The organism is Streptomyces sp. NPDC089424 (genome assembly GCF_044749345.1).
Lineage (GTDB): Bacteria > Actinomycetota > Actinomycetes > Streptomycetales > Streptomycetaceae > Streptomyces.
Genome location: NZ_JBIVHU010000003.1, coordinates 111,088 through 123,783, shown reverse-complemented (window position 1 = coordinate 123,783; position 12,696 = coordinate 111,088). Strand labels below are relative to the sequence as shown.

The window sequence follows — 12,696 nt, the reverse complement described above, 5'->3', positions numbered from 1 at the left end:
GTCACCCACCCTCGCTGTCCATCAGGAACCGCGCGGTCTCCACGAGCTGCCGGTCCCGCCCGGTGCCCAGCAGCCGGACGGGGCTGGTGCCGAGCCAGGCGTTGGCACTGAGCCACCAGTCGGCGGCGCCCCAGGGGTCGTGCCCGGCGTCCAGCAGCGCGTTGACCTCCAGGACCACCAGCCAGGGCAGGGTCTCCTCGGAGAACTGGAACCTCGGCAGCCGCAGCCGCCCGCCGGCGCCGCGCAGCCGGATCAGGTCCGGCGCGTACGGCTCGCCGCCCGCGCGCTGCACGGTCTCGGCGTCCAGCGCGGGCTCCGCGAGCAGCCGTTCGCGCACCGGCCCGAGCACCGGTCCCACCATGCGGTGCCCGTCGATCAGCAGCACGGCCAGATCCTCGGTCCCGAACCCCTGCACGGTCGGCGGGCCGCCCTGCGCGGTGTGCACGCCGGCCAGCCGTGCCTGCGCGTCGGCGCCGAACTCGTCGGGCAGCCGCTGCCGCAACAGCCCCGCGGCCTGTACGGCGCAGGAGTGCCGGCCGGGGGCGTCGGCGTGCCGGACGACGGTGAGCAACTCGGCCAGCCGGGCCCGGGTGTCCGCCCCGAGCCGGGCTGCGACCCGGTCCCAGCGGGCGGCCGCGGCGGCGAGGGTGAGGTACGGGTCGGCCGGTTCGGACGGGGGATGCCCCATCACTCCTCCCCCACGGCGGCGAGCAGCCGTTCCAGCAGGTCGGCACGGGCATGGCGGCGTACCACGAAGTGGATGTCCCAGTCGGCGCCCCGGGCGAGTTCGGCCTCGACGGCCGTCCACAGCGCTCCGAAGCTCTCCAGCGGGGTCAGTCCGCCGCGCCCCGCGCCGAGCAGCGGCAGGCAGACCGACCGCGGCGGTGGGTCGCACCGGCGGGCCTCCTCGGCGAGCAGGGCGAAGACACGGGCCACGCCCCGGGTGATGTCGGCGGGCTGGACGTCGTAGTCGTTGGTCTCGGGGCGGGGCACGGCGACGGCCACGTGGTAGATGCGCCGGATGCCCTGACCGGCCAGCGCGCCCGCGGAGGTGACGGCGACCGTGCCCGGCAGGGCCGCCCGGCCGGGAGCCCCGTGCCGGGCGGCCCACGCCCCCAGCTCGTCGTGGACGCGGTCCTCGACGAGTCCCCCGGTGGGGTCCCTGCGCGCCCCCGCCCGGCGCAGGGTCGCGGCGACGGACGACTTGTAGGGCGCGGGCAGTGCGAAGTAGGTGTTCGACGGGGAGACCACGACGTCGATGTCGCGCAGCAGGTCCACCGAGTGGACGTGCACGGTGACGGGCACGGTACGGCGGTGCACCCGGACGCGCAGCGCCCGGTGCGCGGCGGGGACGCGGTCGCGCGGCGCCCTCGCGGGGCCGGGCCCGGCGGCCGGGACGGCGGCGGCGCGGTCGTGGCCGGCACCGTCGTGGCCTGCCCTGTGGTCGGCACCCTGCACGATCTGTTCCGCGACCTGGCCGAGGACCATGAACTCGTGGTGCTTGCGGAACCGTTCGACGCTCACCCCGTACACCTGGGCGGCCCGTCGGCGCCGGTCGGCGGCCGGCCAGTCCCGGGTGCCCTGGGCGAGCCCGAGGCTGTACTCGGCGGCGGTCTGGAGGGTGCCGCCGCCCATCCGGGAGACGGCGAGCCGTAACACCTTCTCCACCGGCCCCCCAGGTAACTCGCCGTCTCCCCGCGGAAGTTCACGGGCGGCCTCGACGAGCGCCGGCAGGGCGAGTTCCCGCAGTCTGACGACCCCGGCTCGTCGCACCTTGCGCACCTCCGCGAGGACCACTCCGTGATCGAGCGGGTGAGGCGGCGGCGACGGCATGACGATCAGCATCGCACCGCCCCGTGCCCCTCACAAGCCCGTTCCGCCCTTCCATTGCAGCGCACGGCCCGGTCGCGAACGGGGCGGAAACAGGGCGCGTCCAGGGCCGGGTACGGACCTGGACGCGCCCCTCGCGGCGCCGCCTACACGAAGAGGCTGAGCACCGCCGCCGCCGCGAATCCGGCGACCGACAGCACCGACTCCAGCACCGTCCACGTCTTCAGCGTGTCCCGCTCGCTGATGCCGAAGTACTTGGCGACGATCCAGAAGCCGCCGTCGTTGACGTGCGAGGCGAAGATGGAGCCCGCGGAGATGGCCATGATGACCAGGGCCACGAACGCCTGGGAGTGGTCGCCCTCCGCCAGCAGCGGGGCCACGATGCCGGCCGTCGTCACGATCGCCACCGTCGCCGAGCCCTGGGCGACCCGCAGGACCAGCGAGATCAGGTAGGAGAGGACGAGCACCGGCAGGCCGACGTCGTTGAAGGTGTCCGACAGTGCCTGGGCCACGCCGCTCGCCTTGAGGACGGCGCCGAAGACGCCGCCCGCGCCGACCACCAGCAGGATGTTGCCGACGGGCTTGAGGGACGAGGTGGACACCGTCTCCAGGGACCTGCGCGACCATCCGCGGCGGATGCCGAGGAGGTAGTACGCCAGCAGCAGCGCGAGGGTGAGGGCCACGAACGGGTGGCCGAAGAACTCGACCACCGAGCGCGGGGTGGAGGGGTCCAGGGCGATGGAGGAGAAGGTCGCCGCGAGGATCAGGATCAGCGGCGTGCCGATGATGGCGAGGACGGTGCCCAGCCCGACCGGCGCCTCACGGGGCTCCACGCCGTCCGCCCGCTGCTCGTCGAGCACGGCGCGCTTGGCCTCTTCGGCCGCCTCGGCCATGTCCTGCGGGACCGGCACGAAGATCCGGCGGCCGATCCACGCCGAGTACGCCCAGGCGGCCAGCACGGCGGGGATGCCGCAGACGATGCCCATGAGGATGACCCAGCCGAGGTCGACGTGGAGCAGACCCGCGGCGGCGACGGGACCGGGGTGCGGGGGCAGGAAGGCGTGGGTCATCGACAGGCCGGCCAGCAGGGGCAGGCAGTAGAGCAGCACCGACTTGCCGGAGCGCTTGGCGGCGGCGTAGACGAGCGGCGCGAGGACGAAGATGCCGACGTCGAAGAAGACCGGGATGCCGAAGATCAGGCCGGTGAGGCCCATGGCGAGGGGCGCGCGCTTCTCGCCGAACAGGCCGAGCAGCCGGGAGGCCAGCACCTCGGCGCCGCCGCTGACTTCGAGGATCGCGCCGAGCATGGTGCCCAGGCCGATGATGATCGCGACATGGCCGAGGATGCCGCCCATGCCGGACTCGATGGTGGAGACGGCGTCTGACTTCTGGACGGTGCCGAAGAGTTCGGTGACCGACAGGCCGGCCATCAGGCCGACGGCGATGGAGACCGCGAGGAGGGCAACGAACGGCTGGAGGCGGACCTTGATGATCAGGAAGAGCAGCAGTGCGATACCGATCGCGGCGACGGTCAGGAGGCCTGCCGTCCCGTCGACGAGGAGCAGCAGCCCGCCGGTGTGGGGTGGGGTCTCCGGGGCCGGCGCGGCGGATATGTAGGACATGCGGGGGTCCTCTGCGTCAACACATGGTGCTTTCGGGCATGGGGGATCACGGCACGGCGCCCAAGGGGAGAGGGCGCCGTGCCGTGACGGCAATCAGGGTGCGGAAGGTGAGGGGGCGCTCAGCCGAGGACGGCGAGGGCGTCGATCTCGATCAGGAGACCGGCGGGCAGGCCGACGTACACGGTGGTCCGCGCGGCCGGCGGCTGGGTGAGGCCCTGCTCCTCGAAGTACGCGTTGTAGAGCGCGTTCATCTCGGCGAAGTGGTCCACGTCCGTGAGGTAGACGCGGATCATCATCACGTCGTCCCAGGAGGCGCCGCCCTCCTGGAGGATCGCCTTGACGTTGGCGAGCGTCTGGAGGGTCTGCTCCCGCAGGCCCGGTCCGGCCGGCGTCGGGGGCTGCCCCTCGACGGCGGGCAGGAAGCCGACCTGACCGGCGACCTGGAGGATGTTGCCCTTCCGCACGCCGTGGGAGAACTTCGCGGGCGGGGTGGTGTGGGTCGTGGGGGTGAGGGCGGTCTTCTCGGTCATGCCAGCTCTTTCTTCGGGGTCCTGCCGGAGTACTCGCCGCTGATGGCGTCCGCGGTGCGGCGGACCAGCGGGAGCAGGGTGAGGAGTTCGTCGCCGGTGACGACGACGTTGGGCGCCGAGACCGACATCGCGGCGACGACCCGGCCGTCCGCGCCGCGGATCGGTGCGGCGACGCAGTTGATGGACTCCTCGTGGCCACCGAGGTCGGTGGCCCAGCCCTGTTCGCGCACCTTGGCCAGCTCCCGGAGGAAGGCCTCGGGGTTCGGCGTCGAACGAGCCGTGTACATGGGGTAGTCGAGCTTCTCCGCGAGGGTGCGGCGCTCGTGCTCGGGAAGGTCGGCGAGCAGCAGCTTGGCGACGGCGGCGACCGTGATGGCGACGGGTTTGCCGATCCGCGAGTACATCCGCACCGGGTAGCGGCTCTCGACCTTGTCGATGTAGAGGACCTCGTTCTCCTCGTACACCGCGAGGTGCACGGTGTGCCCGCACTGCTCGTTCAGCCGTACGAGGTGGGGGTGCCCGATCTCGCGGATGTCGAGGTTCTCCATCGCCTCCTGGGCGAGCGCGAAGAGCCGGGCGCCGAGACGGTAGCGCTGGTCGGACTGGCGGTAGACGAAGCCGTGCTCGTGGAGGGTGCGCAGCAGGCGCAGCGCGGTGGACTTGTGCACGCCGAGCCGGTCGGCGACCTGCCCGAGGTCGGCGGGGCCCTCCGCGAGCAGCGGCAGGATGCTCAGCGCGCGGTCGACGGTCTGACTCATGGCGTACGTACCTCCTCCGGGGCCCGATCAACGGCGTGCGTCCAGCCGGGGCCGAGTCGAAGTGTCCCCCACGCGTCGTCGTCCAGGGCCGCGAGCCGGTCGGCGTGCTGTCGCGTCGCGGGGGTGGCGAGGTCGCCGGGGACGGTCAGGGCGGCGGCGGCCATGAGGTGCCCGTGCCGCAGCCGGTCCCGGGTGGGCAGACCGCGCAGGGTGGCGGAGAGGAACCCGGCGGCGAAGGCGTCCCCGGCGCCGACGGAGGCGACGACGTCGACGCGGGGAGCGGGTTCGCCGACCCGGCCGGGCCCGGCCGCCCCGCCGTCGCCCACGGGGTCGGCATCGGTGCCGGGGTCGGCATCGGAGTCGGGGGCGGCATGGGCGTCGGAGGCGGGGGCTGGGGCGGCATGGGCGTCGGCGTGGCCCTCGCGCTCCGGCCCCCGCTCGAACACCGTGGCTCCCGCGGCCCCCTGCTTCACCACCAGCGTCCGCGGCTCGGGCAGCAGTTCCCGGATCGCCTCCGGACCCCCGGTCGCCCCCCAGGCCTCCTCGGCCTCGTCCTCCCCCACGAACACGAGGTCCGCGCGCCGCGCGAGTTCCAGCAGGACCCCGGCGCCGCCGGCGTCCCGCCACAGACCGGGCCGGTGGTTCACGTCGAAGGAGATCAGCGGGCGCCCGGCCAGGGGGGCGGTCAGCTCGCGCAGCAGACTGAGGCAGTCCGCCGACAGCGCGGCCGTGATGCCGGAGAGGTGCAGGACGCGGGCGGCGCGCACCGCCGCCATGTCGATGTTCCGCGCGCTCATCGCGGACGCCGCCGACCCCGCCCGGTAGTACGCCACCTCGTGGCCGTCGCCCGCCCGGTCCCCCGCGGTGCGGAAGTACACGCCGGTGGGGCGCGCCGGGTCACGCCGGACCGCCGACACGTCGACGCCGTACGCTCCGACCGCCTCGACCAGGTGGTCGCCGAAGCCGTCCGCGCCGACCCTGCTGACCCACCGCGTGGTGTGCCCGGCGGCCGCCAGCACGCAGACCACGTTGGACTCGGCGCCGCCGATGCCGCGGTCGAAGGAGGGAACGTCGGCGAGGCGGCCGGGCCGGGAGGGCAGGAACGTGACCATGGACTCGCCGAGCGCGACGACGTCCACGACGTCGGGGGCGGTGCAAGGGCCGTTGGCGGTCACGATGGTCAGGACTCCTCGTCGGCGTCGCGGGTCGTGGCGGCTCCGTTGACCCCGCGTTGGCCGAGATGTTAGACAGCAGTAAGCGACATACGCAATGGACGTTGCACACTTCGCAACGCACCAGATCAGGGAGGCTCCATGGCTCTCGACCCCGGCACCACCACCGCCACCGAAGCGCTCGCCGCCCTCACCGAGGAACGCGTCGACCACCGCTTCAAGGGCCTCCCGCCCGACGCCCACGGGCTGACCGTGGCGGAGCTCGCCGCCCAGCGCCGCAACCTGTTCACCGGCGGCTTCACCACCCCGGTCCTCGCCCTCTCCGCCGAGCACCTGGAGCACAACCTGCGGCTCATGGCGACGTACGCCGACCGCCACGGTCTGGCCTTCGCCCCGCACGGCAAGACCACCATGGCCCCGCAGCTCTTCCAGCGGCAGATCGACAACGGCGCCTGGGGCATCACGCTCGCCGTGCCGCACCAGGTGCGGGTGGCACGGGCGTTCGGCGTCCGACGGGTCTTCCTGGCCAACGAGCTGGTGGACGCGGCGGCCCTGCGGTGGATCGCCGGCGAGCTCGCCGAGGACCCCTCCTTCACGTTCGCCTGCTACGTCGACTCCGTGCGCGGCGTCGAGCTGATGGACGCGGCACTGCGCGGCACCGAGCGCCCGGTGGACGTCGTCGTCGAGCTGGCCGCCGGTGACGGCGCCCGCACCGGCGTGCGCACCGAGGCGGAGTGCGCCGAGATCGCCGACGCGGTGGCCGCCGCACCGGCGCTGCGCCTGGTCGGCGTCGCGGGCTACGAGGGCGAGGTGCCGGGCGCGAACCCCGAGCGCGTGCACGCGTGGCTGCGCCGGCTGGTGGCGCTGGCGGCGGACTTCGACAAGGCGGGACGCTTCCAGGGGCTGGACGAGATCGTCGTCAGCGCGGGCGGCAGCGCCTGGTTCGACGCGGTGGCCGACGTGTTCGCCGAGATCCCCGAACTGAGCCTGCCGGTGCTGAAACTGCTGCGCTCGGGCGCGTACGTCTCGCACGACGACGGGCACTACCGCAAGCTGACGCCCTTCAACCGGGTCGCCGAGGAGGGCGCGCTGGAGCCCGCGTTCCGCCTGTGGGCGCAGGTGGTGTCGCGGCCGTCGGCGGAGCAGGCCTTCCTCAACGCCGGGAAGCGGGACGCCGCCTACGACCTGGACCTGCCCTTCGCGCAGGTCGTCCGCCGGGACGGCGCAGAGCGCCCGGCCACCGGCGTGGAGGTCACCGCGCTGTCCGACCAGCACGCCTGGCTGCGCACCGCCCCGGAGGCGGATCTCCAGGTCGGTGACTGGCTCGGCATGGGTTTGTCCCACCCGTGCACGTCGTTCGACAAGTGGCAGCTGATCCCGGTGGCCGAGGCGGACGGCACGGTCGTCGAGTACATCCGCACGTTCTTCTAGGAGGCCCGGCATGGCAGACCTCGTCATCCGTGACGCGGACGTCGTCGACGGCACCGGTGCCCCCGCGTACCGCGCCGACGTGGTGGTGGACGGCGGCCGGATCGTCTCGATCGTCAAGGAAGCGGCGGCGGCGGGCTGCCAGCGCCCCACCGCCACCAGGGAGCTGGACGCGGAGGGCCTCGTCCTGTCCCCCGGCTTCATCGACATGCACGCCCACAGCGACCTCGCCCTGCTGCGCGACCCCGACCACAGCGCGAAGGCCGCCCAGGGCGTGACGCTGGAGGTGCTGGGCCAGGACGGGCTGTCGTACGCCCCCGTTGACGACCGCACGCTCGCCGAGGTGCGCCGCGCCATCACCGGATGGAACGGCCACGGCGACGACATCGACTTCGACTGGCGTTCGGTGGGCGAGTACCTGGACCGGCTGGACCGGGGCGTCGCGGTCAACGCGGCCTATCTGATCCCCCAGGGAACGGTCCGCGCGCTGGCCGTCGGCTGGGAGGACCGCGAGGCCACCCCGCAGGAGCTGGAGCGGATGCGCCGGCTCGTCGCGGAGGGCCTGGAGCAGGGCGCGGTCGGGTTGTCGTCCGGGCTCACGTACACGCCCGGCATGTACGCCGCCGACGCCGAACTGTCCGAGCTGTGCCGGGTGGTGGCGCGGTACGGCGGCTACTACTGCCCCCACCACCGCTCGTACGGCGCCGGGGCCCTGCAGGCGTACGAGGAGATGGTCGCGCTGACGCGGGAGGCCGGCTGCCCGCTGCACCTCGCCCACGCCACCATGAACTTCGGCGTCAACAAGGGCCGCGCGCCCGAACTGCTGGCCCTGCTGGACGACGCCCTCGCCGCCGGGGCCGACATCAGCCTGGACACCTACCCCTACACCCCCGGCTGCACGACGCTGGTGGCCCTGCTGCCGAGCTGGGCGAGCGAGGGCGGCCCGGAGGCGATCCTGCGGCGGCTCGCGGACGACGCCACGGCCGAGCGGATCCGGCACGACCTGGAGGTCGTCGGCGCGGACGGCTGTCACGGCGTACCGGTCGAGTGGGAGACGATCGAGATCTCCGGCGTGAGCGACCCGGCCCTGGAGGCGTACGTGGGCCGCACGGTCGAGGACTCGGCGGCACTGCGCGGCGAGGACCCCTGGGTCACCGCCCGCCGGCTGCTGGTCGAGGACCGCCTCGGGCCGACGATCCTCCAGCACGTCGGGCACGAGGAGAACGTCCGGGCGATCATGCGGCACCGGGTGCACACGGGCGGCTCGGACGGCATCCTCCAGGGCGCCAAGCCGCATCCGCGCGCGTACGGCACGTTCCCGCACTACCTCGGCAGGTACGTGCGGGAGCTGGGGGTGCTGTCGCTGGAGGAGTGCGTGGCCCGGCTGACCGGACGCCCGGCGGCCCGGCTGCGGCTGCCCGACCGGGGCGTGGTCCGCGAGGGTTACCGGGCCGACCTGGTGCTCTTCGACGCGGCCACGGTCGCGGCGGGCTCCACCTTCGAGCAGCCGCGCACGCTCCCGACGGGCATCCCCCATGTGCTGATCGACGGACGGTTCGTCATCGAGGACGGCCGCCGCACGGACGTCCTGGCGGGCCGCTCGGTGCGCCGGACGCCCCGGTGACCGGTCACTTGGGCCCCTTGGTGCCGCCGCGCCCGTGCCCCGGATTGCCGTTGGCGTTGCCCGGTCCGTCGACCGAGGAGCTCTCGGTGGCGGTGGGAGTCGTGGCGGACGCGGTGGGGCCGGCCCCGGAGGCGGTGGGCGAGGCGCTGACGTCACCCGCGCTCCGCGACGGGTCCGGGGCCGACGCGGACGCCGAGGGGTTCGCGCCGTCCCGCGCCGGCACGGCAGCGGCGTCCTCGTCCGCCCCGGGGGAGGACGAGGGCTCCGCACCGCCGGAGGCGTCCGGGGTCGACCTCGTCCGGTCCTGACCGCCCTGCGTGCCGCCGCCGGAGCCCGACCCGGCGAAGCCGGCGATCAGCGCCGCGGCGGACACCGCGCCCACCGCGCCGGCCGCCACCACCACCCGCCGGCGGCGCCAGGGACCGGGCTTGCGGCGGGAGCCACGCGCCACCGGGACCGTCACCGCGGGCAGCTCACGCGTCTCGTCGTAGGCGTTCTGCCAGCCGTGGGCGGCGGCCGGGTCGGTGTACTCCTCGTAGGCGGGCGGACGTACCGGCTCCGGCTGCACGTACACGTTCGGCGGACCCTGGGGGTTACCCGTTCTGGGAGGCTCTGACATGCCGCCGCATTCTAGGGATACGCCGTGGCCGCGGGGGCGACCAGGGGTGCACGGCCCCCGTCCAGGGGCGTCTCACGTGGTGGAAGACACGACGCCCGGGGCGGCGGGCGGCCGTAAGCTCCCAGACATGCAGGTGATCCAGTCGACGAAGCTCGCCAACGTCTGTTACGAGATCCGGGGCCCGGTACTCGAAGAGGCGATGCGCCTGGAAGCGGCCGGCCACCGCATCCTGAAGCTGAACACCGGCAACCCGGCCGCCTTCGGCTTCGAATGCCCGCCGGAGATCCTGGAGGACATCCTCCGCAACGTCTCGACGGCCCACGGCTACGGCGACGCGAAGGGTCTGCTGGCCGCCCGGCGCGCGGTCGTCATGCACAACCAGACCCTCGGCATCGAGACGGACGTCGAGCACGTCTTCATCGGCAACGGCGTCTCCGAGCTGATCACCATGGCCATGCAGGGCCTCCTGGACGACGGCGACGAGGTCCTCGTACCGGCGCCGGACTACCCGCTGTGGACGGCCGCCGTGTCGCTGTCCGGCGGTACGGCCGTGCACTACCGCTGCGACGAGCAGTCCGACTGGATGCCGGACCTCGCCGACGTCGAGCGCAAGGTCACCGACCGCACCAAGGCGATCGTGATCATCAACCCGAACAACCCGACCGGCGCGGTCTACGACGAGGCGGTGCTCAAGGGCCTGACCGACATCGCCCGCCGCCACAACCTGCTGGTCTGCTCGGACGAGATCTACGACAAGATCCTCTACGACGACGCCGTGCACGTCCCGACGGCCCGGGTCGCCCCCGACCTGCTGACCCTCACCTTCAACGGCATGTCGAAGGCCTACCGCGTGGCCGGCTACCGGGTCGGCTGGATGTCGATCTCCGGCCCCCGCGCGCACGCGGACTCCTACATCGAGGGCCTGACGATCCTCGCCAACATGCGCCTGTGCGCGAACATGCCGGGCCAGCACGGCGTGGTCGCCGCGCTCAGCGGACGCCAGTCGATCAACGACCTGGTGCTGCCGGGCGGCCGCCTGCGGGAGCAGATGGAGGTCGCCCACGAGTTGCTGACGCAGATCCCGGGCGTGACATGTGTGCGCCCGAAGGGCGCCCTGTACCTCTTCCCCCGCCTCGACCCCAAGATCTTCAAGGTGAAGGACGACCGCCGGCTGGTGCTCGACCTGCTTCGGCGCGAGAAGATCATGGTCGTGCACGGCACCGGCTTCAACTGGCCCGAGCCCGATCACTTCCGGGTCGTGACCCTGCCCTCGGTCGTGGATCTGCGGGACGCGATCGACCGGATCGCCCGGTTCCTGGACGGCTACAGCCAGCCCTGAGGTCACGCTGCGAATTCACGGATCCCTGATGGGTGACCGGCTCAACTTTAGACGAAATCTAAGGTAGGATGGCTTCTGCCAAGCACAGGAGGCCATCCCATGTACGAACCGATCCGCGACAAGTCGGTCCACACGATGGCCGGCACCCCCTCCGACTTCCCCCACCGCTCCCGTGAGGAAGAGCTGGACATCCAGCTCGCGGGACACCTCGCCGCGCTGCTCGCCGTCACCGACGAGCTGCGCGCGCTGGCCCCGTCCGCCGACCTCGACACCGCGGCCGTCCGGCTCGCCGAGCAGGTGGCCCGGCTGCGGGGAGGCCGTACGCCGGCCCGCACCTCGGCGACGGCGGCCGCCGCGCCGCACCTCGCCGCGCTGCACCGGCGCGCCCACGCCCTCGCCGGCCGGACGCTGGTGGTCGCCGCGTCCCGCGCGGACACGGCGGTGGCGATCCTCGCGGCCGAGCGGATGGACGCGCACGCGGCCGCGCTCGGCCCCCGCGAGCTCGCCGCCCACTGAGCCCGCAAGGGCCTCTCGTGCGGCCCCGGTCCGCGTGCACCCGCAGCGACGCGCGGACCGGGTGCCACAAGTGCGCCCGCCGTAGCGGGCGTTGCGTACCGGGACCTTCAAGTCACCCGTCGTTCACCCCGGAAGCCGGGGAACGTTGGGTTCCGGGAGCACGCTCCCCGGCGTGAGACGAATCGCAGGGATTGTCCTCGCGGTGTTGCTGATCGGCGGCGTGGTGGCGGCCGTCGTGGCGGGCCGGGACAACGGGGACCAGGGCACGGCAACGAAGACCGTGCGTGGCGTGGTCGGGTCGGAGAAGACGGAGTTCTTCGCCGACCCCCAGGTGGTGGACGCCCTTGCCGCCAAGGGTTACACCGTGCAGGCGGAGCCGTCCGGCTCGTGGGCCATGGAGGAACTGGACCTGGCGGGCTACGACTTCGCCTTCCCCTCCAGCAAGGCGCCCGCCGACGCGCTCGCCGCCAAGTACAAGGCGCAGCAGCCGCTGCCGCGCCCCTTCTACTCGCCCCTCGTCGCCGTGGCCCACCGGGGCGCCGCCGAGGTGCTTCAGGCCAACGGACTGGCCACCCTGGACGAAGCGCACCGCGGCGTCCTGCGGATGAACGCCTATCTCGACGCCGCCCGGGACGATCGCACCTGGCAGCAGCTCAAGGGGTCCGAGAAGTACGGCGAGTTGCGCGGCACGCTCTACATCGCCAGCACCGACCCCGTCACCTCCAACTCCGGCGCCCTCTACCTCGCCGCCGCCTCCTACGTCGACAACGGCGGCAAGGTGGTCGCGAGCGACGCCGACATCGGGCGCACCGCGCCGCTGCTGCGCAAGCTGATCACCGTGCAGGGCGCCCAGCAGTCCAGCTCGGACGGCGCCTTCCGGGACTTCGTCAGCGGCGCCGGCAATCCGCTCGTCCTCGTCTACGAGTCCCAGGTCGCCTCGCTGCTGGGCCAGGGCCAGGGCATCGACGACCTCGTCGTCCTCTACCTGGACACCACCGCCACCAGCGACCACACCGTCGTGCCGCTGACCGACGAGGGCCGCGCCCTCGGCCAGCTCCTGTCCACCGACCCCGTGCTGCGCAAGCTGGCCGCCCGTCACGGCTTCCGCCCGCAGGACGCCGCCGCGGAGTTCACCGCGGCCACCGCCGACCACACCGACTACCTCATGCCGAAGCTGAACGTGCGACAGGTGCCCGTGCCCACCTCCGAGGTGCTGCACGAGATGGCGCGCCGGGCGCGCGGATAGGGGGATCAGCCA

12 protein-coding genes are annotated in these 12,696 nt (G+C 73.2%); 5 read left to right on the top strand and 7 right to left on the bottom strand.

Annotated elements, in window-relative coordinates; translation table 11 throughout:
* Nucleotide 1: 1 nt before the first annotated feature.
* From ACIP2X_RS15550 to ACIP2X_RS15525, 6 genes are all read right to left on the bottom strand, one after another.
* A complete protein-coding gene (locus ACIP2X_RS15550; RefSeq protein ID WP_401672657.1) occupies nt 2–688 on the bottom strand; it encodes a hypothetical protein in 687 nt (228 codons plus the stop codon).
* On the bottom strand, nt 688–1,833 hold the full coding sequence (locus ACIP2X_RS15545) for a hypothetical protein (RefSeq protein ID WP_401672655.1): 1,146 nt from the start codon (nt 1,831–1,833) through the stop codon (nt 688–690). The genes ACIP2X_RS15550 and ACIP2X_RS15545 overlap by 1 nt, the downstream gene beginning before the upstream one ends.
* Nucleotides 1,834–1,976: 143 nt before the next feature.
* Nucleotides 1,977–3,452: a GntP family permease gene (locus ACIP2X_RS15540; protein WP_401672653.1), complete on the bottom strand. Its 1,476-nt coding sequence runs from the start codon at nt 3,450–3,452 to the stop codon at nt 1,977–1,979.
* 119 nt (nt 3,453–3,571) lie between these two features.
* A complete protein-coding gene (locus ACIP2X_RS15535; RefSeq protein ID WP_401672651.1) occupies nt 3,572–3,982 on the bottom strand; it encodes a RidA family protein in 411 nt (136 codons plus the stop codon).
* Entirely contained in the window at nt 3,979–4,740 is a 762-nt protein-coding gene (locus ACIP2X_RS15530) for an IclR family transcriptional regulator (protein WP_401672649.1), read from the bottom strand. Before ACIP2X_RS15530 ends, ACIP2X_RS15535 begins: the two co-directional genes overlap by 4 nt.
* On the bottom strand, nt 4,737–5,915 hold the full coding sequence (locus tag ACIP2X_RS15525; RefSeq protein ID WP_401672647.1) for a sugar kinase: 1,179 nt from the start codon (nt 5,913–5,915) through the stop codon (nt 4,737–4,739). The genes ACIP2X_RS15530 and ACIP2X_RS15525 overlap by 4 nt, the downstream gene beginning before the upstream one ends.
* A 138-nt stretch (nt 5,916–6,053) precedes the next feature.
* On the opposite strand from ACIP2X_RS15525, the gene ACIP2X_RS15520 reads away from it, so the two are divergent.
* Nucleotides 6,054–7,343 (top strand): amino acid deaminase, encoded by a 1,290-nt coding sequence (locus ACIP2X_RS15520; protein WP_401672644.1) that lies wholly within the window; start codon nt 6,054–6,056, stop codon nt 7,341–7,343.
* Nucleotides 7,344–7,353: 10 nt separating this feature from the next.
* On the top strand, nt 7,354–8,964 hold the full coding sequence (locus tag ACIP2X_RS15515; protein ID WP_401672642.1) for an amidohydrolase family protein: 1,611 nt from the start codon (nt 7,354–7,356) through the stop codon (nt 8,962–8,964).
* Nucleotides 8,965–8,968: 4 nt separating this feature from the next.
* On the opposite strand, the gene ACIP2X_RS15510 is transcribed toward ACIP2X_RS15515, so the two are convergent.
* On the bottom strand, nt 8,969–9,583 hold the full coding sequence (locus ACIP2X_RS15510; RefSeq protein ID WP_401672639.1) for a hypothetical protein: 615 nt from the start codon (nt 9,581–9,583) through the stop codon (nt 8,969–8,971).
* A gap of 127 nt (nt 9,584–9,710) precedes the next feature.
* Between ACIP2X_RS15510 and ACIP2X_RS15505 the strand changes: the two genes are divergently transcribed.
* The 3 genes from ACIP2X_RS15505 to ACIP2X_RS15495 all read left to right on the top strand — a co-directional run bounded on the left by ACIP2X_RS15505 (nt 9,711) and on the right by ACIP2X_RS15495 (nt 12,684).
* Nucleotides 9,711–10,922, top strand: coding sequence for a pyridoxal phosphate-dependent aminotransferase (locus tag ACIP2X_RS15505; protein ID WP_401672637.1), 1,212 nt, complete (start codon nt 9,711–9,713; stop codon nt 10,920–10,922).
* Between the two features lie 99 nt (nt 10,923–11,021).
* Nucleotides 11,022–11,438, top strand: a complete 417-nt coding sequence (locus tag ACIP2X_RS15500; RefSeq protein ID WP_401672634.1) for a hypothetical protein — start codon at nt 11,022–11,024, stop codon at nt 11,436–11,438.
* A 172-nt stretch (nt 11,439–11,610) separates the two neighbouring features.
* Nucleotides 11,611–12,684, top strand: coding sequence for a hypothetical protein (locus tag ACIP2X_RS15495; RefSeq protein ID WP_401672631.1), 1,074 nt, complete (start codon nt 11,611–11,613; stop codon nt 12,682–12,684).
* Nucleotides 12,685–12,696 lie beyond the last annotated feature (12 nt).